Below are 25,511 nucleotides of genomic sequence, written 5' to 3'. Positions count from 1 at the left end.
AGGAGCGTGACGCGTGCTGGAACGGCTGTCATGGAAAAGGCTGGTACTGGAGCTGATGCTCTGTTGTTTACCGGCGGCGATTCTCGGATTGATTTTTGGCCATCTGCCGTGGTTCTTACTGGCGGCAGTGACCGCCCTGTTAAGCTGGCATTTCTGGAATTTACTTCGTCTCTCCTGGTGGCTGTGGGTTGACCGCAGCATGACCCCGCCGCCCGGGCGGGGAAGCTGGGAGCCTTTGCTTTACGGGCTGCACCAGATGCAGCTGCGTAATAAAAAGCGCCGTAAAGAGCTGGGCAACCTTATTAAGCGGTTCCGCAGCGGTGCGGAATCACTGCCTGATGCGGTGGTACTGACCACCGAAGAAGGCACTATTTTTTGGTGTAACGGCCTGGCGCAGCAACTGCTTGGCCTGCGCTGGCCCGACGACAGCGGCCAAAATATTCTCAACCTTCTGCGTTACCCTGAATTCACTCAATACGTAGCGAAGCAGCAGTTCGGCCGCCCGCTGACGCTGGTGCTGAACAACGGCCGTCATCTTGAGTTCCGCGTGATGCCTTATGCCGACGGGCAGTGGCTGATGGTGGCGCGTGACGTCACGCAGATGCACCAGCTTGAAGGCGCTCGCCGTAACTTCTTTGCCAACGTCAGCCACGAGCTGCGCACCCCGCTGACCGTGTTACAGGGTTATCTGGAGATGATGCAGGATCAGGCGCTGGAAGGGCCGCTCAAGGACAAAGCGTTGCATACCATGCGTGAGCAAACGTCGCGTATGGAAGGGCTGGTCAAACAGCTGCTCACCTTATCGAGGATTGAGGCTGCACCGGCGATTTCGATGAACGAAAAAATCGACGTGCCGCTGATGCTGCGCGTGGTGGAGCGCGAGGCGCAAACGCTAAGCCAGCAGAAGCAAACGCTCACTTTTAACGTCGAGCCTGGGCTTCAGGTTTACGGCAACGAGGAGCAGCTTCGCAGCGCTATCTCGAACCTGGTGTATAACGCCGTAAATCACACGCCGGCCGGGACCCATATTACGGTCACCTGGCGCAAGCTGCCTCACGGCGTGGCGTTTAGCGTCAGGGATACCGGGCCTGGAATTTCCGCCGAGCATCTTCCTCGCCTGACCGAGCGCTTTTACCGGGTCGATAAGGCGCGCTCTCGCCAGACGGGCGGCAGCGGGCTTGGGCTGGCTATCGTTAAGCATGCCCTTAGCCACCATGATGCGCGGCTGGAGATCGAAAGCCAGCCGGGGCAGGGATCGACGTTTTCGTTTATTCTGCCAGAACGCCTGATTGCTCATGATTCTGCGGCGGTTGCACATTAACTCGCCATAACCGTCAAGTCCGCTTTCCACAGGCCAGTTTTCTGGCCTTTTTTGTGCGTATTTTCACCACTCGTTAAGTGATGAATATCGAATTGATGCTTTTTTGTCCGAATGATAAGCCATAACAAAAGCGTATAATCAACTTTATTCACTGGTTATGCGTATTTATAAAGGATATATTTCTGGTTTCCCGATCCCTTCTTGTCTTCAAACGCTATAAGCGTTTTAATTGCCCCCCTGTTATTACCAGACCGACTGAAATTGAGTGGTAATTCGACTAACTATTCTTCGCCACCGATCTGGAGAAGCATATTCCGCTGTCGTTACCGGTAATAGCCGCGTTTTTACCGAACGTTATCTGGACTGAACCTCGGTTTAAAAATTTGAGCATTTTCAACACCACACATCCACAGGCTGCTTTATTTTATGACCTATCATTTGAAATCTCGTGACATCATCGCTCTGGGCTTTATGACCTTTGCGCTGTTTGTGGGCGCGGGCAACATCATTTTTCCTCCTATGGTCGGCTTACAGGCTGGCGAGCACGTCTGGACGGCGGCGCTTGGCTTCCTGGTGACCGCAGTAGGTTTACCTGTTCTGACTATCGTGGCGATCGCACGCGTGGGCGGGGGTATTGATAGCCTCAGCTCGCCGATTGGCCGCCGTGCCGGCATTTTGCTGGCAACCGTCTGCTACCTGGCCGTAGGGCCGCTGTTTGCCACGCCGCGTACCACCACCGTTTCTTTTGAAGTGGGGATTGCTCCGCTGACAGGCATGGGCGATATGCCGCTGTTTATCTACAGCCTGGTGTACTTTGCGCTGGTGATCGGCATTTCTCTGTATCCCGGCAAGCTGCTGGATACCGTGGGCCACGTGTTGGCGCCGGTGAAAATCATCGCGCTGCTGATCCTGGCGGCCGGTGCAGTGTTGTGGCCAGCCGGCGGCCTGAGTACGGCGACTGAAGCCTACCAGAACGCGGCGTTTTCTAACGGCTTTGTGAACGGCTACCTGACGATGGATACCCTGGCTTCGCTGGTGTTCGGGATTGTTATCGTTAATGCTGCCCGCTCCCGTGGCGTGACCGAATCTCGCCTGCTGACCCGCTACACCATCTGGGCTGGACTGATTGCCGGTATCGGCCTGACGGTTATCTACCTGGCGCTGTTCCACCTGGGGTCCGATAGCGCGAACCTGGTCGATCAGAAAGCCAACGGTGCGGCTATTCTGCACGCCTATGTCGCTCATACCTTTGGTGGGGCAGGAAGCTTCTTCCTCGCGGCGCTGATTTTCCTGGCCTGCCTGGTCACTGCCGTTGGCCTGACCTGTGCCTGCGCGGAGTTCTTTAGCCAGTATCTGCCGCTCTCTTATCGCTCGCTGGTGTTTATCCTCGGTCTGTTCTCGATGATTGTATCCAACCTGGGCCTGAGCCATCTGATTCAGATCTCTATCCCGGTGCTGACGGCAATCTATCCGCCATGTATCGCACTGGTGGTGCTGAGCTTTACTCGTCCGTGGTGGAACAATTCCACCCGCGTTATTGCGCCGGCGATGCTGATAAGCCTGCTGTTTGGTATGATTGACGGCGTTAAAGCTTCGGCCATCAGCGACGTGCTGCCTGGCTGGGCGGCGAAACTGCCGCTGGCGGATCAGGGACTTGCCTGGCTGCTGCCGACCGTCGCGATGGTGGTTATCACCGCTATCTGGGACAAAGCAGCAGGGCGCCAGGTGACCTCCGCCGCCCACTAAGTTTTTGATTGCTATGTAACCACGGAGTCGTCCTCCGTGGTTTTTTTATTGTAAAGCGTGGTACTGGATTAATGGAAAACACCAACAAGCTCAAGCGCGGTTTGAGCACCCGGCACATTCGATTTATGGCGCTGGGGTCGGCGATTGGAACAGGGCTGTTTTACGGTTCGGCGGACGCCATCAAAATGGCGGGGCCGAGCGTGCTGCTGGCGTATATTATCGGCGGCGTGGCGGCCTACATCATCATGCGCGCGCTGGGCGAAATGTCGGTGCACAACCCTGCGGCCAGCTCGTTTTCACGTTATGCCCAGGACTACCTGGGGCCACTGGCAGGTTATATCACCGGCTGGACCTACTGCTTTGAAATATTGATTGTTGCCATCGCCGACGTGACCGCCTTTGGGATCTATATGGGCATCTGGTTCCCGGCGGTGCCGCATTGGGTCTGGGTGCTGAGCGTGGTGCTTATTATCAGCGCCATCAACCTGATGAGCGTGAAGGTATTCGGCGAGCTGGAGTTCTGGTTCTCGTTCTTCAAGGTTGCCACCATCATCATTATGATTATTGCCGGGATCGGCATTATCGTTTGGGGGATTGGCAACGGCGGCCAGGCGACCGGTATCCATAACCTGTGGAGCAACGGCGGCTTCTTCAGCAACGGCTGGCTCGGGATGATAATGTCGCTGCAGATGGTGATGTTTGCCTACGGCGGGATTGAGATTATCGGCATCACGGCAGGCGAAGCGAAAGATCCGCAGAAGTCTATTCCGCGCGCCATCAACTCCGTTCCGCTGCGTATTCTGGTGTTTTATGTGGGCACGCTGTTCGTCATCATGTCCATCTATCCGTGGAACCAGGTGGGCACCGAAGGCAGCCCGTTTGTGATGACCTTCCAGCATATGGGCATTACCGCCGCGGCCGGTATTCTGAATTTTGTGGTTATCACCGCTTCTCTTTCGGCGATTAACAGCGATGTGTTTGGCGTGGGCCGTATGCTGCACGGCATGGCCGAGCAGGGCAGCGCGCCTAAAGTGTTCGCCAAAACCTCTCGCAACGGTATTCCGTGGGTCACCGTCGTGGTGATGGCCTGTGCGCTGCTGCTGGCGGTTTACCTGAACTACATCATGCCGGATAACGTCTTCCTGGTGATTGCTTCCCTGGCGACCTTTGCCACCGTGTGGGTGTGGATAATGATCCTGCTGTCGCAGATTGCCTTCCGCCGCCGCCTGTCGCCGGAAGAGGCGAAAGCGCTGAAGTTCCCTATTCCCGGCGGCGTTGCAACCACGGTTGTTGGCCTGGTGTTCCTGGTGTTTATCATCGCGCTGATTGGCTACCATCCGGAAACCCGTATTTCGCTGTACGTGGGCTGCGGCTGGATTGTGCTGCTGCTTATCGGCTGGCTTGTTAAGCGCCGGGTGAACGCGCAGTAATCGATTTTTGCCCCTCTTCCTGAAAGGAAGAGGGGACAAATTATCCTCGCCTCCACCCCTCCCATCCTCCCCAAAATTAACCCTCAATGATGAGTGATAAAGCCTTATGCTGTGGCAAGGTGGCGTCATTTTTAAGCGATGGGAAAGTTACTATGTTGAATGCCTGGCACCTTCCGGTGGCGCCGTTTCTTCAGAAGCGTGAGCAAAGCCTGACCATAACGCTGTGGCTGGCGGGAGATGACCTGCCGGAAAAAGTGGTTCTGCGCGGCGAAAAAGATAACGAAGAGATTTCCCTGGCCATGACGCGTCAGAAACACGCTCCCCTGGAGGGCGTTGTTGCCTGGAAGGTGACTCTTGATACCTCCGAAGGGCAGCCGCGCCGTCGCTACAGTTTTAAACTGCTCTGGCAGGACCGGCAGCGCTGGTATACGCCCCAGGGCCTGCGGAAAACTCCGCCGGCTCGCCTGGAACAGTTTGCTTTTGATACGCCTGATACCGGCCCTGACTGGGTGCAGGATCAGGTGTTTTATCAGATCTTCCCGGATCGTTTTGCACGAGGATCAAATCGCCAGCCGGCTCAGAACAACGTTTATTTTCATCATGCGGCAGGGCAGGACATCGTTCGGCGTGAATGGGACCAGCCGTTAACCGGGGAAGCGGGAGGATCGACCTTTTACGGGGGCGATCTCGATGGTATCAGCGAGAAGCTGCCGTACCTAAAAAAGCTTGGCGTGACGGCGCTTTATCTGAATCCTATTTTTACCGCGCCCAGCGTGCATAAGTACGACACTCAGGATTACCGGCAGGTGGACGAGCAGTTTGGCGGTAACGCCGCTTTCCTGCGGCTGCGGGAAAATACGCGCAGGCAGGGGATGAAGCTGATGCTGGACGGCGTCTTTAACCACAGCGGCGATACGCATGCCTGGTTTGACAGGCATCAGAGTAGCGACAGCGGCGCCTGCCACAATCCGCAGTCACCGTGGCGCGACTGGTACAGCTTCTCCGACGAGGGGTTTGCGCTGGACTGGCTGGGCTATTCAAGCCTGCCGAAGCTGGACTATCGCTCGGCTACGCTGGTGGATGAAATCTATCGCGGCGAGCAAAGTATTGTGCGGCACTGGCTGCGGGAGCCGTGGGGCATTGACGGCTGGCGTCTGGACGTTGTGCATATGCTTGGCGAAGCGGGCGGGGCGAAAAACAACCTGCAGCACGTCGGCGGCATTACCCTGGCGGCAAAAGAAACAAAAGCGAATGCTTACGTCCTGGGTGAACACTTCGGCGACGCCCGCCAGTGGCTGCAGGCTGATACCGAAGACGCCGCCATGAACTATCGCGGTTTTACTTTCCCGCTGTGGGGATTTTTGGCGAATACCGATATCTCTTACGAGCCGCAGAGCATTGACGCGCAGGCCTGCATGGCGTGGATGGAAGAGTATCGTTCGGGGCTTTCCCATCAGCAGCAACTGCGGATGTTTAACCAGCTCGACAGTCATGATACGGCGCGCTTTAAATCCATCCTCGGCAAAGACGTTGCCCGCTTACCGCTGGCCGTTATCTGGCTGTACGCTTGGCCCGGCGTGCCCTGTATTTACTACGGTGATGAGGTGGGACTCGATGGTAACAACGATCCTTTCTGCCGCAAGCCATTCCCGTGGAATCAGCGGGATCAGGATGTAGACCTGCTGGCGCTCTATCAGCGTTTAGGCAAACTGCGTAAGCAAAGCCGGGCGTTACGGCAGGGCGGCTGCCGGGTTGTCTATGCCGAAGGCGATGCGGTGGTGTTTGCTCGCGTCTACCAGAATGAACGCGTATTGGTGGCGATTAACCGCGGCGAGGCGATTACCGTGACTCTGCCGTGGGATGCGCTGCTCAGCGGCAGGGCCTGGACGCAGCTCGAAGGCGAAGCCGGGCTTGATAACCGCGAATTGACGCTGCCGGCGGTTTCTGCCTCCGTGTGGCGGAGCCTGTAGGCAGACAAAAACAAAAAAGGCCGCATTTGCGGCCTTTCTTCGAACTTGCTTAGCGATTACAGCTTAGCAACGTTCTCGCTCAGGTACTTGGCCACGCCGTCCGGAGACGCGTTCATGCCTTCTTTCCCTTTTTCCCACTGAGCCGGGCACACTTCGCCGTGCTCTTCGTGGAACTGCAGCGCGTCAACCATACGCAGCATTTCGTCGATGTTACGGCCCAGCGGCAGGTCGTTAACCACCTGGTGGCGAACGATACCGGCTTTGTCGATCAGGAAGGAGCCGCGCAGTGCAACGCCAGCTTCCGGATGTTCAATACCGTAGGCTTTCTGAATTTCACGTTTGATGTCAGCCACCATCGCGTATTTCACTTCACCGATGCCGCCTTTATCAACCGGGGTTTTACGCCATGCGTTGTGTACGAACTCGGAGTCAAAAGATACACCAACGACTTCTACGCCGCGCTTCTGGAATTCTTCGTAACGCTTGTCGAACGCGATCAGTTCAGACGGGCACACGAAGGTGAAGTCCATCGGCCAGAAGAAGACCACGGTAGCTTTACCGTTGGTGTGTTTTTTGAAGTTGAAGTTTTCAACGATTTCGCCATTGCCCAGGACGGCAGCAGCGGTAAAGTCAGGGGCTGGACGAGTAACCAGGACCATATGTACTCCTGTTAATTTTGTTAAAGTGAATGTTAACGCAACGGGGGGAGTATAGGGGCTCCATTCCATGTAGCTCAATGGCATCTTGCCAATCAATCAGATAGGTTTTGGCTATCAAAAAGACGCTTATGTTGATGCCGGTAACCAAGATAGCCCTTTTTCCGAAAAGGGCAAGTTGTTGTAACGTGAACCGAGAACGATCACAAACTTTTTTGTTCCGCCATCGCCATCATGCGCGGATAGAACTGCCAGAACAGTTCCTCCAGCTGGCCATAATGGGCATCGAGATCGTGCCAGGAGTCTCGCAATGCGTCGAGCTTTGGTCTACGGCTTGCCATCCCGTTGAGAACATTAGCAATAAAGCTCATTTCCCGGTAACGCTCCAGCCAGCGTTCACGCCATAAATAGTTATTGAGGTTAATGAAACGCGGCGGCGTGTCGGCAAGCCAGGGCTCAATTTGCCCGCGAGCATAGGCGACAAAATCCTCAAGCTCGATATCCGGGCAGACCTTATCCCAGTGGCGCGACAGGAAGTGGTCCCACATAACGTCCAGCGAAATAGGCGAAACGCGCCGCGTTTTGGGGCCGAACCAGCCTCGGGCCAGAGCGACCTCCGGCAGACCGTCCGTGAGGGCGTCCACCCGGCGATGCATATAAATGCCGGCCACGACCTCGGGCGAAAAGCTGTCGTCCGGGCTGCCGCGCACGAAATCCGCCAGCAAATTTCCCAGCAGGGAACTTTGGGCCAGATGGGCAAGATGCAGGTGGGCGAGAAAATTCATCGAATAGTTATTCCATTTATGGCTTTAAAACGGCCTGAGCGGGGTAAACGTGTTGCAGGGAAAGCCCCCTGCCACTAGACTAAGCCGCCTGTTTTTAAGTCTGAGTGCTATACCATGCGCGTTGCTGATTTTTCCTTTGAACTGCCTGAATCCCTGATTGCTCATTATCCGCAAGCCGAGCGCAGCAGCTGTCGTTTGCTGTCTCTGGACGGGCCGACGGGCGCGCTGACGCATGGCACTTTCACCGATTTACTCGACAAGCTCAACCCCGGTGACCTGCTGGTGTTCAATAACACCCGCGTTATCCCGGCCCGCCTGTTTGGCCGTAAAGCCAGCGGCGGTAAGATTGAAGTGCTGGTCGAGCGCATGCTGGATGATAAACGCATTCTGGCACATATTCGCGCTTCTAAAGCGCCAAAACCCGGCGCTGAACTGCTGCTGGGCGATGATGAAAGCGTACACGCCACCATGGTTGCGCGCCACGATGCGCTGTTTGAAGTCGAGTTTAACGACGAGCGTGCGGTGCTGGATATTCTGAATAGTATCGGCCATATGCCGCTGCCGCCGTATATCGACCGCCCTGATGAAGAGGCAGACCGCGAGCTTTATCAAACGGTTTATAGCCAGAAGCCGGGTGCCGTTGCTGCGCCGACGGCGGGCCTGCACTTTGACGAGCCGCTGCTGGAAAAACTGCGTAATAAAGGCATAGATATGGCGTTCGTCACGCTGCACGTTGGCGCGGGGACGTTCCAGCCGGTGCGTGTGGACAGCATTGAAGACCATATCATGCACTCTGAGTATGCCGAAGTGCCTCAGGATGTTGTGGACGCGGTGCTGGCCTGCAAAGCACGTGGTAACCGCGTTATTGCCGTAGGGACGACGTCGGTACGTTCTCTGGAAAGCGCCGCTCAGGCGTCTAAAAACGATCCGATCGAGCCGTTCTTCGGCGATACCCAAATCTTTATTTATCCGGGCTATCAGTACAAAGTTGTCGACGCGCTGGTGACGAATTTCCACCTGCCAGAGTCTACGCTGATTATGCTGGTCTCCGCGTTTTCCGGATACAAAAACACAATGCACGCCTACCACGAGGCGGTGAAGGCAGAATACCGCTTCTTTAGCTACGGCGATGCGATGTTTATTACCTGCAATCCGCAGGCGATTAACGAACGCCCCGGGGCGTGATTGCCCCTCACCCTAACCCTCTCCCCAGGGGGGAGAGGGGACTACACAGGTCTTATTTTTTCCCCCTCTCCCTTCCAGGGGGAGGGCCGGGGTGAGGGTAACCCACCCCAGCTTATTCCGCCGTGAGCCCCGCCCGCGGCGTTAATTTATTCACCAGACTGTTTCTCTGGTGCTGGAGGAAATGTGAAATTTGAATTAGATACCACAGACGGCCGCGCACGCCGCGGTCGCCTGGTCTTTGAGCGTGGCACCGTCGAAACCCCGGCCTTCATGCCGGTGGGTACTTACGGCACCGTAAAAGGGATGACGCCGGAAGAAGTTGAAGCCACGGGCGCGCAGATTATCCTGGGCAACACCTTCCATTTATGGCTGCGTCCAGGCCAGGAAATCATGAAGCTGCACGGCGACCTGCATGATTTTATGCAGTGGAAAGGCCCAATCCTGACGGACTCCGGTGGTTTCCAGGTGTTCAGCCTGGGCGACATCCGTAAGATAACCGAGGCGGGCGTTCACTTCCGTAACCCGATCAACGGCGATCCTATTTTCCTCGATCCTGAAAAATCCATGGAAATTCAGAACGATCTCGGATCTGATATCGTGATGATCTTCGACGAATGTACGCCTTACCCGGCGGACTGGGATTACGCGAAGCGCTCCATGGAGATGTCCCTGCGCTGGGCGCAGCGTAGCCGCGATCGCTTTGATTCTCTTGAGAATAAAAATGCGCTGTTCGGTATTATTCAGGGCAGCGTTTACGAAGATTTACGAGATATCTCGGTAAAAGCTCTGGTAGAGATTGGCTTTGATGGCTACGCTGTCGGCGGCCTGGCGGTAGGAGAGCCGAAGGAAGACATGCACCGTATTCTGGAGCACGTCTGCCCGCAAATTCCTGCCGACAAACCACGTTACCTGATGGGCGTAGGTAAACCGGAAGACCTGGTTGAAGGGGTACGCCGCGGTATCGATATGTTCGACTGCGTCATGCCAACTCGTAATGCGCGTAACGGTCACCTGTTTGTCACCGATGGCGTGGTGAAAATCCGCAATGCTAAGCATAAAGATGACACCGCACCGCTGGATGCCGAGTGTGATTGCTATACGTGTCGCAATTATTCACGTGCTTACTTGCATCATCTTGACCGTTGCAACGAAATACTGGGCGCGCGTCTCAATACCATTCATAACCTGCGCTATTACCAGCGTTTAATGGCTGGTTTACGCAAGGCCATTGAAGAGGGTAAATTAGAGCACTTCGTGACGGATTTTTACGAGCGGACAGGTAAGCCGGTTCCACCTTTGAACGTTGATTAATTAAATAATGAGGGAATTTTAATGAGCTTTTTCATTTCTGATGCTGTCGCTTCTGCGGGTGCTGCTCCAGGACAGAGTCAATGGACTTTGATTCCAATGTTGGTGGTCTTCGGCCTGATTTTCTATTTTATGATCCTGCGTCCGCAGCAAAAGCGTACCAAAGAGCATAAGAAACTGATGGACTCTATCGCTAAAGGCGATGAAGTGCTGACCAACGGTGGCCTGGTTGGCCGCGTGACCAAAGTAGCTGAAACAGGCTATGTTGTTATCGCGCTGAACGACACTACCGAAGTGGTTATTAAGCGTGATTTCGTAGCTGCCGTTCTGCCGAAAGGCACCATGAAGGCGCTGTAATTTTCGTTTTCCCTAAGGGAACTAAATGTGTTAAACCGTTATCCTTTGTGGAAGTACATCATGCTGATCGTCGTGCTTGCGATTGGTCTGCTGTATGCGCTTCCCAACCTGTATGGTGAGGATCCGGCCGTTCAATTAACTGGCGTGCGCGGTGCCGCCGCCAGTGAACAAACGCTGATCCAGGTCGAAAACACCTTAAAACAAGAAAAAATTACCGCTAAGTCTGTGGCGCTGGAAGAGGGCGCTATTCTCGCTCGCTTCGACTCGACTGATACCCAGCTCCGCGCGCGTGAAGCGCTGATGAGCGTGCTGGGCGACAACTATGTCGTGGCGCTTAACCTTGCTCCCGCTACCCCACGCTGGATGTCGACTATCGGCGCAAATCCGATGAAACTCGGCCTTGACCTGCGCGGTGGCGTTCACTTCCTGATGGAAGTGGATATGGACACAGCGCTTGGCAAACTCCAGGAACAAAATATCGATGGCCTGCGCAGCGATCTGCGTGATAAGGGCATTGCCTACACTAACGTGCGCAAAGCGGACAATTACGGCGTAGACATTGTCTTCCGTGACGCTGGCTCGCGCGACTCAGCAAGAGATTATCTCTCTACTCGTCACCGTGACCTGGTGTTCTCGAACCAGGGAAGCAACACGCTGCGTGCCGTGATGAGCGATGCTCGCCTGAGCGAAGCGCGTGAATATGCGGTACAGCAGAACATCAATATCCTGCGTAACCGTGTTAACCAGCTTGGCGTAGCCGAACCGCTGGTTCAGCGTCAGGGTGCTGACCGTATCGTGGTTGAGCTGCCTGGTATTCAGGACACCGCTCGCGCAAAAGAAATCCTGGGTGCGACCGCTACGCTGGAATTCCGTCTGGTTAACACCAATGTGGATGCAAGTGCTGCAGCCTCTGGCCGCGTGCCGGGTGACTCCGAAGTGAAGCCGACTCGCGAAGGCCAGCCGGTTGTGCTGTACAAGCGCGTGATTCTGACCGGTGACCACATCACTGACTCCACCTCCAGCATGGATGAATACAACCAGCCACAGGTAAACATTTCCCTGGACAGCGCTGGCGGTAACATCATGTCTAACTTCACCAAAGACAACATCGGCAAGCCGATGGCGACCCTCTTTGTGGAGTACAAGGACAGCGGTAAGAAAGACGCCAATGGCCGTTCTGTACTGATGAAAGAAGAAGAAGTTATCAACGTGGCGAACATTCAGTCTCGCCTGGGTAACAGCTTCCGCATCACTGGTATCAGCAACCCGAATGAAGCTCGTCAGCTGTCTCTGCTGCTGCGTGCCGGGGCGCTGATCGCGCCAATTCAGATTGTTGAAGAGCGTACTATCGGTCCAACGCTGGGTCTGGAAAACATCAAGCAAGGCCTGGAAGCGTGTCTGGCAGGTCTGGTGGTGTCTATCATCTTCATGCTGTTCTTCTATAAGAAGTTTGGCCTGATCGCGACCACGGCGCTGCTGGCTAACCTGGTGCTGATTGTCGGGATTATGTCTCTGTTGCCGGGCGCAACGTTGACCATGCCGGGTATCGCGGGGATCGTCTTAACCCTTGCGGTTGCGGTGGACGCCAACGTCCTGATCAACGAGCGTATCAAAGAAGAGATCAGCAACGGGCGTACGGTCCAGCAGGCGATTGATGAAGGCTACAAAGGCGCGTTCAGCTCCATTTTCGACGCCAACATCACCACGCTTATCAAAGTTATCATCCTGTATGCCGTAGGCACCGGGGCAATCAAAGGCTTTGCTATCACCACCGGTATTGGTGTCGCAACCTCGATGTTTACCGCAATTGTCGGGACTCGTGCCATTGTGAACCTGTTGTACGGCGGCAAACGCATCAACAAGCTGTCTATCTGAGGAGTGCGTTGTGGCACAGGAATATACTGTTGAACAATTGAACCACGGCCGTAAAGTCCACGACTTTATGCGCTGGGATTACTGGGCCTTTAGCATCTCCGGTATCCTGCTGATCCTTTCCGTCGTGATTATCGGCGTGAAAGGCTTCAACTGGGGTCTGGATTTTACGGGCGGAACGGTAATCGAAATCGGGCTGGAAAAACCGGCCGATCTTGATGCGATGCGTGCTTCCCTGCAGAAAGCGGGCTTTGAAGAGCCGCTGGTGCAGAACTTTGGCAGCAGTCGCGACATCATGGTGCGCATGCCGCCTGCCAAAGGTGAAACCGGCGGCCAGGTGCTGGGTAGCAAGGTTGTGAGCGTGATTAACGAAGCAACCAACCAGAATGCCGCGGTGAAACGTATTGAGTTTGTTGGCCCGAGCGTCGGTGCCGATTTGGCTCAAAACGGTGCGATGGCGCTGCTGGTAGCGCTGATTTCCATCCTGGTTTACGTCGGCTTCCGCTTTGAGTGGCGCCTGGCAGCCGGTGTGGTTATCTCGCTTGTGCACGACGTGATTATCACGATGGGCGTGCTGTCGCTGTTCCACATCGAGATTGACCTGACTATCGTTGCGTCACTGATGTCGGTTATCGGTTACTCGCTGAACGACAGCATCGTGGTCTCGGACCGTATTCGTGAAAACTTCCGCAAAATTCGTCGCGGGACGCCTTACGAAATCTTTAACGTCTCCCTGACCCAGACGCTGCACCGTACCTTGATCACTTCAGGCACCACCTTAGTGGTTATCCTGATGCTGTATCTGTTCGGTGGGGCGCTGCTGAAAGGCTTCTCCCTGACGATGCTTATCGGCGTGAGCGTCGGTACGGCTTCTTCTATCTACGTCGCCTCTGCGCTGGCGTTGAAGCTGGGCATGAAGCGCGAGCACATGCTGCAGCAGAAGGTAGAGAAAGAAGGGGCGGATCAGCCGTCCATTCTGCCGTAATAGCGTTTAGAGTCTGATAAAACCGCAGCCTTCGTGCTGCGGTTTTTTTTCGTCCGGTGTTTTTCTCCTGACAGTATGCTGTCAGGAGGGGGTCAGTAGACTCGTGGTTACTGACAACACAGGAGAAAAACAATGAGCGCAATCATCAACTGGTTTGAGATACCCGTTTATATTCATCCGCTTGGGCTGTCATTCTGGGGAGAGGTCTGGCTGCTGGTTGCCTGGGGCGTGTTTATCAGGAGCGCCACGATCGTTCTCTTCAGGCCTTTATTGCTCTTCAGAAGGCCAAAGGTTACCTGCCTGGAAAATAAAAAACCGGCCAGAAGGCCGGTTTTTTGGTCTGCTGTGACGGTTAGAAGTTGTAACCGACAACGAAGTAGCCGCCCCAGCCGGTTGCGCGAACGGTTTCAGTCATCCAGTTTAACTGGGTGCCGTCGTTCCACTGGCCGCCGTTATGGAAGTAACGGGCAACGATTGAGTAATGCAAGTGATCGTAGTTCAGCGACAGGATGTGGCTGGAAGCGATGGAGTTGCTGGTACGCTGCTTCAGACCGTTAGTGCCGTAGTCGCTGTCTTTGCCCAGATCTGAACCCCAGTCAAAGTTGGTGAAACCGATATAGCTCAGGTTACCGCCCCACAGGGAAGTAATCGGCACGAAGTATTTCACCTTGAAGCGGTAGCCATCCCACTCGTTTTCGTTGGTCGCTTTATAGTTCTGCCACTGATACTTGGCATACACGTTCAGGGACAAACTCATTGGCAGGCCGGTATCGATGTCGGTACCCAGACCCATGTACCAGGTGCTTTGGCGACCCGTCGCGTTACGGCCCATGTCGTAAATGTAGTTGTTGGCGAAGTACCACTCTTTGAACGGACCAAAGCTCAGATCGGTGCCGGTCAGCTTATCAATGGAGAAGCGAGGTTCGATTTCCATAAACAGTGGGGAACCGTGGTTCCAGATGCCTTTCGCCTGGGTGTTACCGCCGAAGAAGACTGGCGCATCCATATAGCCGTAGAAATCGAACCAGTCTTTTTTGGCGAAAGCTTCGTATTCCAGGTAGGTATCGTTGCGCAGCTGCGGCCCGAAACGGGTGTGGTAGCTGCCCACAACGTTAACGCTCTGGTGCCACCAGTCGGAGAGGTATTCGCTGTTTTTTGCTTCTTCTGCGCTGGCAGAGAAAGAGCTGGAAAGCGCCAGAACGGTGCCGGCTGCCAGAATAATTTTTTTCATATTTTTAGCCACTGTTTACGTAATTTTGGTGCGATGCGGATGTGAGATGTCATCCATGGCCGCCGGTCTCAGGGGAAGGACCTTTGCAGCGCGTCTATTATAGAAATCCCTGCTCACAAAAAGATGTTCTATTTCACATTCTTCTCATATGCGTAATCGATTGCGTTCACGTTTGCGCACATTAAAAACGGCGTGATTGTACCTGCTTCGTCAAATTACGCAAACGTATGCCGGGTTGTTACATCTAAGTGTGATGCGGATCACTATAAAGGCGGGGGGATAATAGGGGATTTGCTTCACATATTGTGCGAGGCGTGTGAAAGAGTGTGACGAACTCCCTCGCCAGGCAAGGGAGTGGAGGGCTACCGGGCTGGCGCTGGCTGTGCGGCAGAAACCGGCTGAATATCGTGAATGCGTACAAAACCTAACTGCTCAGGCGTAATTCCGGACAGGCGCAGCGGAATCGACACATCGCTGGGTGCAAGAATGCTGGCCGGGGCGTCTATTTGCTGAGTCTGTACGTTCACTTCCTGGAAGCTGTCCGTGGTGCCCTGGATCTGGCCCCATTCTACTTTTCCGCTAAAGGCCGGTAACGGATCGTTAGATTCACCCTGGATCAGCAGCGTGGCGCGGGTGCCGTTAGCTTCTGCCGAGATATTGGTCAGCGACATTTTCAGGTTACCAATCTGGCTGTTCAGGCGAGCCGCCGTGTTTGAACCAGGCAGCAGATAAACGCCGCTGGTGGACTTCGCGTTCAGGGCGTTTTGCTGGGTAAGCTTCACCGTTTGCTGGCTGAGTTTCGTCATCTCCTGATTTAGCGAGCCAATCTGGCTGCGCATCTGACGCACTTCGGTTTGCTGGGCGCAGGCGGTGAGGCTCATCAGGCTTGAAACCAGGATAATTCTTAAGTAAGTCTTTGTCATGGTTGGTTTTTCCTTGTTTTCGTTCGCTGATTTAAGCGTAGTTCCCCGCGCTTGAAAAGTCATATTTAACGCCGTCGGGGCCGGTGCTGTCTTTGTACTCCCGCGACTTCGCGGTAAACTGTTGTTCATCTTTATAATCCCAGCAGGAAACGCTATGCATTGCCCATTCTGTTTCGCCGTGGACACCAAAGTTATTGACTCTCGCCTGGTGGGTGAAGGTTCCTCCGTACGCCGTCGGCGCCAGTGCCTGGTTTGTCACGAACGCTTCACGACTTTTGAGGTTGCGGAGCTGGTGATGCCAAGAGTTGTGAAGAGCAATGAGGTGCGCGAGCCGTTTAACGAAGATAAGCTGCGCAGCGGCATCCTGAAAGCGCTGGAAAAGCGCCCGGTTAACTCTGACGACGTGGAAATGGCGATCAGCCATATTAAGTCGCACCTTCGAGCAACCGGAGAACGTGAAGTCCCGAGTAAACTCATCGGCAACCTGGTGATGGAGCAGCTCAAAAAGCTGGATAAAGTCGCCTATATTCGCTTCGCTTCGGTCTACCGTAGCTTTGAAGATATCAAAGAGTTTGGTGAAGAAATCGCCCGTTTACAGGATTAATGCCGATGTCCCTTGATGAACAGTTTATGGCTCGTGCGCTGGAGCTGGCGAAGCGCGGACGTTTTACCACGGCACCGAACCCGAATGTCGGCTGCGTGATTGTCAAAGACGGCGAAATTGTCGGGGAAGGTTTTCATTTGCGCGCCGGTGAACCTCACGCGGAAGTACACGCTTTGCGTATGGCTGGCGAGCAGGCGCGAGGCGCGACGGCCTATGTAACGCTCGAACCTTGTAGCCACCATGGCCGCACGCCACCGTGCTGCGACGCCTTAATTGCCGCAGGCGTATCTCGCGTTGTTGCCGCCATGCAGGACCCGAATCCGCAGGTTGCCGGGCGTGGCCTCTATCGCCTGCAGCAGGCTGGCATCGAAGTCAGCCATGGCTTAATGATGAACGAGGCCGAAGCCCTGAACCGTGGTTTCCTCAAGCGTATGCGCACCGGTTTCCCGTTTATCCAGCTTAAACTCGGCGCTTCGCTGGACGGACGTACCGCAATGGCGAGCGGGGAGAGTCAGTGGATTACTTCTCCTCAGGCGCGTCGCGACGTTCAACGCCAGCGCGCACAAAGTGCCGCTATCCTCTCAAGCAGCGCCACCGTGCTGGCGGATAACCCGTCATTAACGGTACGTTGGGATGAACTGGATAGCGCCAGCCAGGCGATTTATGCTCAACAGGATTTGCGCCAGCCTGTTCGCATCGTGGTTGATCGCCAAAACCGCGTGACGTCGCAGCATCAAATTATCGCTAACCCTGGGCAAACGTGGCTTGCCCGCTGCCATGCCGATGAACAACATTGGCCGGAAAACGTCGAACAGCTGTTGGTTCCGGAACATAACGGCCATCTTGATTTGGTGGTGCTAATGATGCAGCTTGGCAAACGCCAGGTGAATTCTGTCTGGGTTGAGGCGGGGGCAACGCTTGCCGGTGCGCTGCTGCAGGCAGGCCTGGTGGATGAGCTTATTGTCTACGTCGCGCCAAAACTATTAGGCAATGATGCCCGCGGATTGTGCGAGCTTCCTGGCCTTGAAAAACTTGCTGATGTACCGGAGTTTAGCTTTAGCGAAGTCCGGCAGGTTGGCCCTGATTTGTGTCTGCACCTGACGCCCGTTTACGGACGCCAGTAAAACGTAAGCAGCCACGAAAAGATTATGATAAAATCCGCCCCCCTGCGGGGCTAAACAGAACCCGTAAAGGAAGATTATGAACATTATTGAAGCTGCCGTTGCTACTCCTGACGCTCGCGTCGCCATCACCATCGCGCGTTTTAACAACTTCATCAATGACAGCCTGCTGGAAGGTGCTATCGACGCCCTGAAACGCATCGGCCAGGTGAAAGACGAAAACATCACCGTAGTTTGGGTGCCGGGCGCTTACGAGCTGCCACTGGCCGCTGATGCGCTGGCGAAAACCGGTAAATACGATGCGGTTATCGCGCTGGGTACCGTGATTCGCGGAGGCACTGCGCACTTCGAATACGTTGCCGGCGGTGCCAGCAACGGTCTGTTAAGCGTAGGCCAGGACAACGGCATTCCCGTTGCCTTCGGCGTGCTGACCACTGAAAGCATTGAACAAGCCATCGAACGCGCTGGCACCAAAGCCGGTAACAAAGGTGCAGAAGCTGCACTGACCGCGCTTGAAATGATTAATGTATTGAAAGCCATTAAGGCCTGATTTTTTGTAAGGGGAAATCTGTGAAACCTGCTGCTCGTCGCCGCGCCCGTGAGTGTGCCGTCCAGGCGCTTTACTCCTGGCAGTTGTCTAAAAACGATATCGCTGATGTCGAATACCAGTTCCTGGCGGAACAGGACGTCAAAGACGTTGACGTTGTCTATTTCCGCGAGCTGCTGAGCGGTGTGGCTACCAACAGCGAGTATCTGGATGGGCTGATGAAGCCTTACCTGTCTCGTCTGCTTGAAGAGCTGGGTCAGGTGGAAAAAGCGGTACTGCGCATTGCGCTGTTTGAACTGTCCAAACGTGACGATGTGCCGTACAAAGTGGCCATCAACGAAGCGATTGAACTGGCGAAAACCTTCGGCGCCGAAGACAGCCACAAGTTCGTTAACGGCGTTCTCGACAAAGCCGCTCCCGCTATTCGTCCCCACAAGAAGTAATCTCCTGGCCGGGTTTTCCCGGCCACATTTTTTCTGCAACTGACATTCTTGAGGTATCACGCATGGCATGCGGTGAGTTTTCCCTGATTGCCCGTTACTTCGATCGCGTAACAAGTTCCCGTCGTGATGTGGAAGCCGGTATCGGCGACGATTGTGCGTTGCTGTCGGTACCCGAAAAACAGCTGCTGGCTATCAGCACCGATACGCTGGTCAGCGGCAATCACTTCCTGCCGGATATCGATCCGCGCGATTTGGGCTACAAAGCACTGGCGGTGAATTTAAGCGATCTGGCCGCCATGGGCGCAGATCCGGCCTGGCTTACGCTTGCAATAACGCTCCCTGAAGTGGATGACGCGTGGCTTGCCGCGTTCAGCGATAGCCTGTTTGAGCAGCTGGATTATTACGATATGCAGCTGATTGGCGGCGATACAACCCGTGGCCCACTTTCCCTGACGTTGGGCATCCACGGCATGATCCCTGCTGGTCGGGCGCTTAAGCGCAGCGGTGCAAAAGCCGGAGACTGGATTTATGTCACCGGTACGCCGGGTGACAGCGCGGCTGGCCTGGCGATCCTGCAGGAACGACTGCAGGTAGCGAACGCGCAGCATGCGGATTACCTGCTCAAGCGGCATCTGCGGCCAATGCCGCGCGTTTTACACGGCCAGGCGCTGCGCGATCTGGCCAACAGCGCTATCGATCTTTCAGATGGCCTGATTTCCGACCTCGGCCATATCCTGAAGGCCAGCAGCTGCGGGGCACGTATCGATCTTGATTTGCTGCCTTACTCCGAAGCGTTGCGTGAGCACGTAGAGCCGGAACAGGCGCTGAAATGGGCGATGTCAGGCGGTGAGGACTATGAGCTGTGCTTCACCGTGCCGGAGCTAAATCGCGGGGCGCTGGAAGTGGCTATCGGTAACTTGGGCGTGCCTTATACCTGCATTGGGCAGATTGTTTCTGCGTCTGAAGGGCTGCAGTTTACCCGAGAAGGTAAGCCTGTGGCGCTTGAGATGCAGGGTTACGACCACTTTTCTTAGTGGCTGACGGTGACCCTCACCCTAACCCTCTCCCTAAAAGGGAGAGGGGATTTAAAAGCGCCCTAAAGGGGAGAGGGAGCAAAATCCCCAGCTGATAACGTTGATCGGCAAGGGGAGGGCATTATTTATATCCCGCCACGGGATGGCGCTGATAAAGCGTCTCCAGCTCGGCAATCTCCTGCGGCTTCAGCGTTAAATCTACGGCACCCAGTAAATCATCCAGCTGTTCCTGCCTTGATGGGCCGATAACGGGCGCGGCGATACCCGGTTTACTGAGCAGCCATGCCAGCGCTACCTGCGCGCGTGAAGCGCCTTTATCGGCCGCGACGTTTGCCAGCCGTTCAGCGATAAGCGCGTCGTTTTCGTTATTCGTCTGGTATAGAGACTTCCCAACTTCATCTGAAACAGATCTTGCCGTGGTATCGCCCCACGGGCGGGTCAGCTTGCCTCGTGCGAGCGGGCTCCAGGGGATCACCGCTATTTTTTCTTTGTAGCACAGCGGCAGCATATCCAACTCTTCTTCGCGGTAAATCAGGTTGTAATGATCCTGCATGGTGACAAACCGCGCCCAACCTGCCTGAGACTGCAAAGCCAGGGCCTGTGCGAACTGATCGCTGCGCATTGAAGAGGCGCCGATGTAGCGTGCTTTACCGGCCTTAACCACGTCGTTAAGCGCCTCAAGCGTCTCTTCAATGGGCGTGCCGTAGTCCCAGCGGTGGATTTGCAGCAGATCGACATAGTCGGTGCCGAGGCGTTTCAGGCTATCGTCAATCGAACGCAGGATCTGTGGGCGAGAGAGGCCCTGAGGGAGATCGCCGACTTTGTTGTAAACCTTAGTCGCCACGACGACATCCTCGCGGCGGGCAAAATCACGCAGCGCACGGCCCAGGATCTCTTCGCTGCTGCCGTCGGAGTAATTATTCGAGGTATCGAAGAAGTTGATCCCTTTATCCAGCGCGTGGCGGATGATTTCCCGGCTGCTTTCTTCGGGAAGCGTCCAGGCGTGGCTGCCGCGATCGGGTTCACCAAAGGTCATGCAGCCGAGGCAAAGACGGGAAACCTTAAGGTCGGTGGTGCCTAACGGGGTGTATTGCACGATGTCGCTCCTGCTTATGTTGTAGGGTTATCCTAAAAGCATAGCAGGCCGTACACGTCATACTTCAAACCACAGCGGTGTTGGCGGCGCTCTCATACCCGAATCACTTACCTGAGTAAGCTCATCGGGATATGTTCACTTGCCGTCGTGCTGTGGATTGAATTATTTAGTGTACGGATGAAGTTAACTTAGCCAGCCCCGAATCTTAGCTTCGATACCGGCGGCATCAAGGCCAATCGCGGCGCGCGCTTCTTCCTGGGTACCCTGAGGAATGAAGAAATCAGGCAGGCCGAGGTTGAGTACGGGCACAGGTTTGCGGTGCGCCATCAGTACTTCGTTCACGCCGCTCCCAGCTCCGCCCATAATGGCGTTTTCTTCAATGGTCACCAGTGAATCGTGGCCTGCTGCAAGCTCCAGAATCAGTGCTTCATCCAGCGGTTTAACAAAACGCATATCGACCAGCGTGGCGTTGAGTGCTTCGGCGGCGGCGGCGGCTTCTGGTAGCAAAGTCCCAAAGTTCAGCAGCGCAATTTTTTCGCCTTCGCGCTTCACCACGCCTTTACCGACAGGCAGCTCGGTTAGCGGAGCAAGCTCTGCACCGGTACCGGTACCGCGTGGATAGCGTACGGCGCTTGGGCCTTCGCTGTAGTGGTAGCCGGTATGCAGCATCAGGCGACATTCGTTTTCGTCGCTCGGGGTCATGATAACCATGTCCGGAATGCAGCGCAGGAAGGAGATATCAAAGGCGCCCTGATGCGTCTGGCCGTCGGCACCGACAATCCCGGCGCGATCGATGGCGAACATCACCGGCAGCTTTTGAATGGCCACGTCGTGAATCACTTGGTCGTAAGCACGCTGCAGGAAGGTGGAGTAGATGGCCACGACCGGCTTATAGCCGCCAATCGCCAGGCCTGCTGCGAAGGTCACCGCGTGCTGCTCGGCAATCGCCACGTCAAAATATTGGGCAGGATACTGGCGCGAAAACTCCACCATGCCGGAGCCTTCACGCATGGCCGGGGTGATGGCCATCAGCTTGTCATCGTGGGCTGCGGTTTCGCACAGCCAGTTGCCGAAAATCTTCGAGTAGTTCGGCAGGCCGCCGGTGCTTTTCGGCAGCGTTCCGCTCTGCGGATCGAACTTTGGTACGGCGTGGAAGCTGATCGGATCTTTTTCCGCAGGCGCGTAGCCACGCCCTTTTTTGGTCATGATGTGCAGGAACTGCGGGCCTTTCAGGCTGCGCATGTTTTTCAGCGTATTCACCAGGCCAATCACATCATGGCCGTCGATTGGGCCGATGTAGTTAAAGCCGAGTTCTTCAAACAGCGTACCCGGCACGACCATGCCCTTGATGTGTTCTTCGGTGCGCTTCAGCAGCTCTTTAATCGGCGGTACGCCGGAGAAGACTTTCTTGCCGCCTTCGCGCAGCGTCGAATAAAGCTTGCCGGAAAGCAGCTGCGCCAGATGGTTGTTCAGCGCGCCTACGTTCTCGGAAATCGACATCTCGTTATCGTTAAGCACGACAAGCATGTCCGGGCGGATATCGCCCGCGTGGTTCATCGCCTCGAAGGCCATGCCGGCGGTGATTGCACCGTCGCCGATCACGCAGACGGTTTTACGGTCTTTACCTTCTTTTTCCGCGGCAACGGCGATCCCGATGCCTGCACTAATAGAGGTGGAGGAGTGACCCACGCTCAGCACGTCGTACTCGCTTTCCGCCCGCCACGGGAACGGATGCAGGCCACCTTTCTGGCGAATGGTGCCAATTTTATCGCGGCGGCCGGTCAGAATTTTGTGCGGATAGGCCTGGTGGCCTACGTCCCAGATGAGTTGATCGAACGGCGTGTTATAGACGTAATGCAGCGCCACGGTCAGTTCGACCGTACCAAGTCCGGAGGCAAAGTGCCCGCTGGAACGGCTTACGCTGTCTAGCAGATAGCGGCGCAGCTCATCGCAAAGCTTAGGTAAGCTTTCTTTAGGCAGCACTCGCAGATCCGGGCTGGCATCCACCAGAGCAAGGGTCGGGTATTTGGCGATATCAAAACTCATCAGAAATCTAAACTCATCGTTGTTATGCGTTATTTATCACGGTGGATAATGTAGTTTGCCAGCGCTTCCAGTGCCGCCGTGTCCAGCGACAGCTCAGCAAGCTCGGCCAGAGCCTGCAGTGCTTCCTGATAGAGATCCTGCGCTTTTGCCTGAGCCTGTTCAAGCCCCAGCAGCGCCGGGTAGGTACTTTTGCCCAGCTGTTGATCGGCCCCCTGGCGTTTGCCAATGACAGCGGTATCACCAATCACGTCGAGAATATCATCCTGCACCTGGAAGGCGAGGCCGATACTTGCAGCATAGCGATCCAGAATCGGCAGGGCTTTGCGCCCTCGCTCTCCGGCACTTAATGCGCCCAGGCGAACCGCCGCGCGAATCAGGGCGCCGGTTTTATGCAGATGGATACGCTCCAGCGCCGCCAGATCAATTTGCTTGCCTTCGGCGGCCAAATCCAGCGCCTGACCGCCGCACATGCCTGCCACGCCGCTGGCGGTTGCCAGTTCTGAAACCATAGCTAAGCGATCGGCAATCTCAACGCCCGGCATTGGCGCATCACTCAGTATAGAAAACGCCAGCGTTTGCAGGGCGTCGCCGGCCAGAATTGCGTTCTCTTCGCCAAATTTAATGTGGCAGGTTGGCTGACCGCGACGTAAATCATCGTTGTCCATCGCCGGTAAATCATCGTGGATCAGGGAGTACGCGTGAATACATTCCACGGCGGCGGCCGGTGCATCCAGCGCTTCGTCCGCTACGCCAAACATTTCACCGGTGGCGTACACCAGGAAAGGGCGCAGGCGCTTACCGCCTAATAGTGAGCCATAGTGCATCGCTTCAACCAGTGGACTGTTCTGAAACGGCAGCGGCGCCAGAAAGCGTGAAATGGCGTCATTGACCCGAACAACATGGGCCTGAAGCTGTTGATTGAAATCCATGTTACTCGGCGTCCGGGGTAAAAGGAGTCAGAGGGGCGTCTTCGCTGTCGCTCAGTAGGATCTGTACGCGCTGCTCCGCCTGCTGGAGTTTCACTTGCCCCTGGCGAGCCAGCTGCACGCCGCGTTCAAATTCGTTTAACGCCTCTTCCAGGGCGAGATCGCCGCTTTCCAGACGAGTAACTATTTGCTCCAGTTCGACCAGCGCGGTTTCGAAGCTGGCCGGGGATTCAGTTTTTTTCGGCATAGTGAATGTCTGACTCTGTTTTAATTCGACGCCGACATGGTAGCGGAGTCAATGTGATTATCAAGCAGGCTCGTTCAAGTCGGTTAAGGTGCGCAGTCTTTGCGGGATGGTGATATACTTGCGCGCCTCGGATGCAGGTGGCATTACGCCGCTGCAAGTACTTCTTTTTATGCCCGCGTGCTGCGCAGTCAGCCCGGCTGACTAAACGAACCCTTACCGCCATGAAGTTTATCATTAAATTGTTCCCGGAAATCACCATCAAGAGCCAATCTGTGCGCATTCGCTTTATTAAGATGCTCACCGGGAATATTCGTAACGTTTTAAAACACTACGACGAGAACCTGGCGGTCGTTCGCCACTGGGACAACATCGAAGTTCGCGCCAAAGATGAAAACCAGCGTATCGCGATTCGTGAAGCGCTGACCCGCATTCCGGGTATTCATCACATCCTTGAAGTAGAGGATGTACCGTACACCGACATGCATAACATCTTTGAGCAGGCGCTGGAACTTTATCGCGATAAGCTGGAAGGTAAGAGCTTCTGCGTGCGCGTAAAACGTCGCGGTAAACACGAATTTAGCTCTATCGAGGTTGAGCGCTACGTTGGCGGCGGCCTGAATCAGCACATTGAATCCGCGCGCGTTAAGCTCAACGATCCGGACGTGACGGTTAACCTGGAGATCGAGAACGATCGCCTGCTGCTGGTTAAAGGCCGCTACGAAGGCATCGGCGGTTTCCCGATTGGTACCCAGGAAGACGTGCTGTCGCTGATTTCCGGCGGTTTCGACTCCGGCGTTTCCAGCTATATGCTGATGCGTCGCGGCTGCCGCGTGCATTACTGCTTCTTTAACCTTGGCGGTGCCGCGCACGAAATCGGCGTTAAGCAGGTGGCTCACTACCTGTGGAACCGCTTCGGCAGTTCTCACCGCGTGCGCTTCGTGGCGATCAACTTTGAGCCGGTGGTCGGCGAGATCCTCGAGAAGGTTGAAGACGGCCAGATGGGCGTGGTGCTGAAGCGTATGTTTGTACGTGCGGCCTCTCAGGTTGCCGAGCGTTACGGCGTTCAGGCTCTGGTGACCGGTGAAGCTTTAGGCCAGGTATCCAGCCAGACGCTGACCAACCTTCGCCTGATCGATAACGTTTCCGATACGCTGATCCTGCGTCCGCTTATCTCTCATGATAAAGAGCACATCATCGATCTGGCGCGCGAAATCGGTACCGCTGATTTTGCCCGCACCATGCCAGAATACTGTGGCGTTATCTCGAAAAGCCCAACCGTAAAAGCGGTGAAGGCGAAGATTGAAGAAGAAGAGCAGAAGTTCGACTTCTCTATTCTGGAGCGCGTGGTTGCGGAAGCGACCAATATCGATATCCGCGATATTGCGACCCAGACTCAGCAGGAAGTGGTTGAAGTCGAAACGGTTAAAGCGTTTGGGCCAAACGAGGTGCTGCTGGATATTCGTTCCAACGACGAAGTGGACGAGAAACCTTTTGTACAGGAAGGCGTTGAGGTTGTGGCGCTGCCGTTCTACAAGCTGAGCACCAAGTTTGGCGATCTGGACCAGAGCAAAACCTACCTGCTGTGGTGTGAGCGCGGCGTGATGAGCCGCCTGCAGGCGCTGTACCTGAGCGAGCAGGGCTTCAAGAATATTAAGGTGTACCGCCCGTAAAGGACTGA

At 55.3% G+C, this 25,511-nt stretch carries 24 protein-coding genes; 15 read left to right on the top strand and 9 right to left on the bottom strand.

Translation table 11 applies throughout. From position 1 onward, the window contains the following. The first annotated feature begins 13 nt into the window (after positions 1 to 13). From phoR to malZ, 4 genes are all read left to right on the top strand, one after another. A complete protein-coding gene (gene phoR / locus ACE38U_RS17770; protein WP_176981851.1) occupies positions 14 to 1,321 on the top strand; it encodes a phosphate regulon sensor histidine kinase PhoR in 1,308 nt (435 codons plus the stop codon). Between the two features lie 426 nt (positions 1,322 to 1,747). Next, on the top strand, positions 1,748 to 3,067 hold the full coding sequence (gene brnQ, locus ACE38U_RS17765; RefSeq protein ID WP_375530256.1) for a branched-chain amino acid transporter carrier protein BrnQ: 1,320 nt from the start codon (positions 1,748 to 1,750) through the stop codon (positions 3,065 to 3,067). Positions 3,068 to 3,138: 71 nt separating this feature from the next. Continuing rightward, positions 3,139 to 4,497, top strand: a complete 1,359-nt coding sequence (gene proY / locus ACE38U_RS17760; RefSeq protein WP_038475136.1) for a proline-specific permease ProY — start codon at positions 3,139 to 3,141, stop codon at positions 4,495 to 4,497. A 152-nt stretch (positions 4,498 to 4,649) separates the two neighbouring features. After that, the gene (malZ, locus tag ACE38U_RS17755) at positions 4,650 to 6,467 is read left to right on the top strand and encodes a maltodextrin glucosidase (protein WP_375530255.1); all 1,818 of its coding nucleotides are present in this window, start codon (positions 4,650 to 4,652) and stop codon (positions 6,465 to 6,467) included. A 56-nt stretch (positions 6,468 to 6,523) separates the two neighbouring features. Here the strand turns inward: malZ and ACE38U_RS17750 are convergent, their stop codons facing one another. Beyond that, on the bottom strand, positions 6,524 to 7,126 hold the full coding sequence (locus tag ACE38U_RS17750; protein WP_016535150.1) for a peroxiredoxin C: 603 nt from the start codon (positions 7,124 to 7,126) through the stop codon (positions 6,524 to 6,526). 200 nt (positions 7,127 to 7,326) lie between these two features. Continuing rightward, a complete protein-coding gene (gene acpH / locus ACE38U_RS17745; protein ID WP_375530254.1) occupies positions 7,327 to 7,908 on the bottom strand; it encodes an ACP phosphodiesterase in 582 nt (193 codons plus the stop codon). A 114-nt stretch (positions 7,909 to 8,022) separates the two neighbouring features. On the opposite strand from acpH, the gene queA reads away from it, so the two are divergent. From queA to secF, 5 genes are all read left to right on the top strand, one after another. Then, on the top strand, positions 8,023 to 9,093 hold the full coding sequence (gene queA / locus ACE38U_RS17740; RefSeq protein ID WP_375530253.1) for a tRNA preQ1(34) S-adenosylmethionine ribosyltransferase-isomerase QueA: 1,071 nt from the start codon (positions 8,023 to 8,025) through the stop codon (positions 9,091 to 9,093). Positions 9,094 to 9,276: 183 nt separating this feature from the next. Continuing rightward, positions 9,277 to 10,404 (top strand): tRNA guanosine(34) transglycosylase Tgt, encoded by a 1,128-nt coding sequence (gene tgt / locus ACE38U_RS17735; protein WP_375530252.1) that lies wholly within the window; start codon positions 9,277 to 9,279, stop codon positions 10,402 to 10,404. 21 nt (positions 10,405 to 10,425) lie between these two features. Beyond that, positions 10,426 to 10,758, top strand: a complete 333-nt coding sequence (gene yajC, locus ACE38U_RS17730) for a preprotein translocase subunit YajC (RefSeq protein WP_038475125.1) — start codon at positions 10,426 to 10,428, stop codon at positions 10,756 to 10,758. Positions 10,759 to 10,785: 27 nt separating this feature from the next. Next, complete coding sequence (gene secD / locus ACE38U_RS17725) at positions 10,786 to 12,633, top strand: protein translocase subunit SecD (protein ID WP_071842940.1); 1,848 nt, start codon at positions 10,786 to 10,788, stop codon at positions 12,631 to 12,633. A 10-nt stretch (positions 12,634 to 12,643) separates the two neighbouring features. Continuing rightward, positions 12,644 to 13,615, top strand: coding sequence for a protein translocase subunit SecF (gene secF, locus ACE38U_RS17720; protein ID WP_038475121.1), 972 nt, complete (start codon positions 12,644 to 12,646; stop codon positions 13,613 to 13,615). Positions 13,616 to 13,967: 352 nt separating this feature from the next. Here the strand turns inward: secF and ACE38U_RS17715 are convergent, their stop codons facing one another. The 3 genes from ACE38U_RS17715 to ACE38U_RS17705 all read right to left on the bottom strand — a co-directional run bounded on the left by ACE38U_RS17715 (position 13,968) and on the right by ACE38U_RS17705 (position 15,929). Further along, positions 13,968 to 14,846 carry a nucleoside-specific channel-forming protein Tsx gene (locus tag ACE38U_RS17715; protein ID WP_038475117.1) on the bottom strand — a complete coding sequence of 293 codons (879 nt, stop codon included), beginning with the start codon at positions 14,844 to 14,846 and terminating at the stop codon, positions 13,968 to 13,970. 362 nt (positions 14,847 to 15,208) lie between these two features. Beyond that, positions 15,209 to 15,769, bottom strand: coding sequence for a SadB/YajI family lipoprotein (locus tag ACE38U_RS17710; RefSeq protein WP_038475115.1), 561 nt, complete (start codon positions 15,767 to 15,769; stop codon positions 15,209 to 15,211). A 31-nt stretch (positions 15,770 to 15,800) separates the two neighbouring features. Next, positions 15,801 to 15,929 carry a hypothetical protein gene (locus tag ACE38U_RS17705; RefSeq protein ID WP_255483372.1) on the bottom strand — a complete coding sequence of 43 codons (129 nt, stop codon included), beginning with the start codon at positions 15,927 to 15,929 and terminating at the stop codon, positions 15,801 to 15,803. Here ACE38U_RS17705 and nrdR point away from each other — a divergent pair. The 5 genes from nrdR (at position 15,924) to thiL (ending at position 19,518) form a co-directional block, all read left to right on the top strand. Then, positions 15,924 to 16,373, top strand: a complete 450-nt coding sequence (gene nrdR / locus ACE38U_RS17700; RefSeq protein WP_016535162.1) for a transcriptional regulator NrdR — start codon at positions 15,924 to 15,926, stop codon at positions 16,371 to 16,373. The genes ACE38U_RS17705 and nrdR overlap by 6 nt on opposite strands. Before the next feature lie 5 nt (positions 16,374 to 16,378). Further along, on the top strand, positions 16,379 to 17,497 hold the full coding sequence (ribD, locus tag ACE38U_RS17695) for a bifunctional diaminohydroxyphosphoribosylaminopyrimidine deaminase/5-amino-6-(5-phosphoribosylamino)uracil reductase RibD (RefSeq protein ID WP_375530251.1): 1,119 nt from the start codon (positions 16,379 to 16,381) through the stop codon (positions 17,495 to 17,497). A 76-nt stretch (positions 17,498 to 17,573) separates the two neighbouring features. Further along, a complete protein-coding gene (gene ribH / locus ACE38U_RS17690; RefSeq protein ID WP_038475111.1) occupies positions 17,574 to 18,044 on the top strand; it encodes a 6,7-dimethyl-8-ribityllumazine synthase in 471 nt (156 codons plus the stop codon). Positions 18,045 to 18,064: 20 nt separating this feature from the next. Beyond that, positions 18,065 to 18,484, top strand: a complete 420-nt coding sequence (gene nusB, locus ACE38U_RS17685) for a transcription antitermination factor NusB (RefSeq protein ID WP_038475109.1) — start codon at positions 18,065 to 18,067, stop codon at positions 18,482 to 18,484. Between the two features lie 62 nt (positions 18,485 to 18,546). Then, a complete protein-coding gene (gene thiL / locus ACE38U_RS17680; protein WP_375530250.1) occupies positions 18,547 to 19,518 on the top strand; it encodes a thiamine-phosphate kinase in 972 nt (323 codons plus the stop codon). A gap of 121 nt (positions 19,519 to 19,639) precedes the next feature. On the opposite strand, the gene ACE38U_RS17675 is transcribed toward thiL, so the two are convergent. From ACE38U_RS17675 to xseB, 4 genes are all read right to left on the bottom strand, one after another. After that, positions 19,640 to 20,614 carry an aldo/keto reductase gene (locus ACE38U_RS17675; protein ID WP_375530249.1) on the bottom strand — a complete coding sequence of 325 codons (975 nt, stop codon included), beginning with the start codon at positions 20,612 to 20,614 and terminating at the stop codon, positions 19,640 to 19,642. A gap of 183 nt (positions 20,615 to 20,797) precedes the next feature. Beyond that, positions 20,798 to 22,660 carry a 1-deoxy-D-xylulose-5-phosphate synthase gene (gene dxs / locus ACE38U_RS17670; protein WP_375530248.1) on the bottom strand — a complete coding sequence of 621 codons (1,863 nt, stop codon included), beginning with the start codon at positions 22,658 to 22,660 and terminating at the stop codon, positions 20,798 to 20,800. Positions 22,661 to 22,689: 29 nt separating this feature from the next. Further along, positions 22,690 to 23,589 carry a (2E,6E)-farnesyl diphosphate synthase gene (ispA, locus tag ACE38U_RS17665; RefSeq protein WP_038475101.1) on the bottom strand — a complete coding sequence of 300 codons (900 nt, stop codon included), beginning with the start codon at positions 23,587 to 23,589 and terminating at the stop codon, positions 22,690 to 22,692. 1 nt (position 23,590) lies between these two features. Continuing rightward, positions 23,591 to 23,833, bottom strand: coding sequence for an exodeoxyribonuclease VII small subunit (xseB, locus tag ACE38U_RS17660; RefSeq protein WP_039290760.1), 243 nt, complete (start codon positions 23,831 to 23,833; stop codon positions 23,591 to 23,593). Positions 23,834 to 24,054: 221 nt separating this feature from the next. On the opposite strand from xseB, the gene thiI reads away from it, so the two are divergent. Next, positions 24,055 to 25,503: a tRNA uracil 4-sulfurtransferase ThiI gene (thiI, locus tag ACE38U_RS17655; protein ID WP_375530247.1), complete on the top strand. Its 1,449-nt coding sequence runs from the start codon at positions 24,055 to 24,057 to the stop codon at positions 25,501 to 25,503. Positions 25,504 to 25,511 lie beyond the last annotated feature (8 nt).

This window comes from Cedecea selenatireducens, assembly GCF_042138895.1.
GTDB lineage: Bacteria > Pseudomonadota > Gammaproteobacteria > Enterobacterales > Enterobacteriaceae > Cedecea > Cedecea selenatireducens.
Note: the sequence above shows the minus strand (reverse complement) of the source record. Positions and strands in the feature narration are given on the sequence as shown.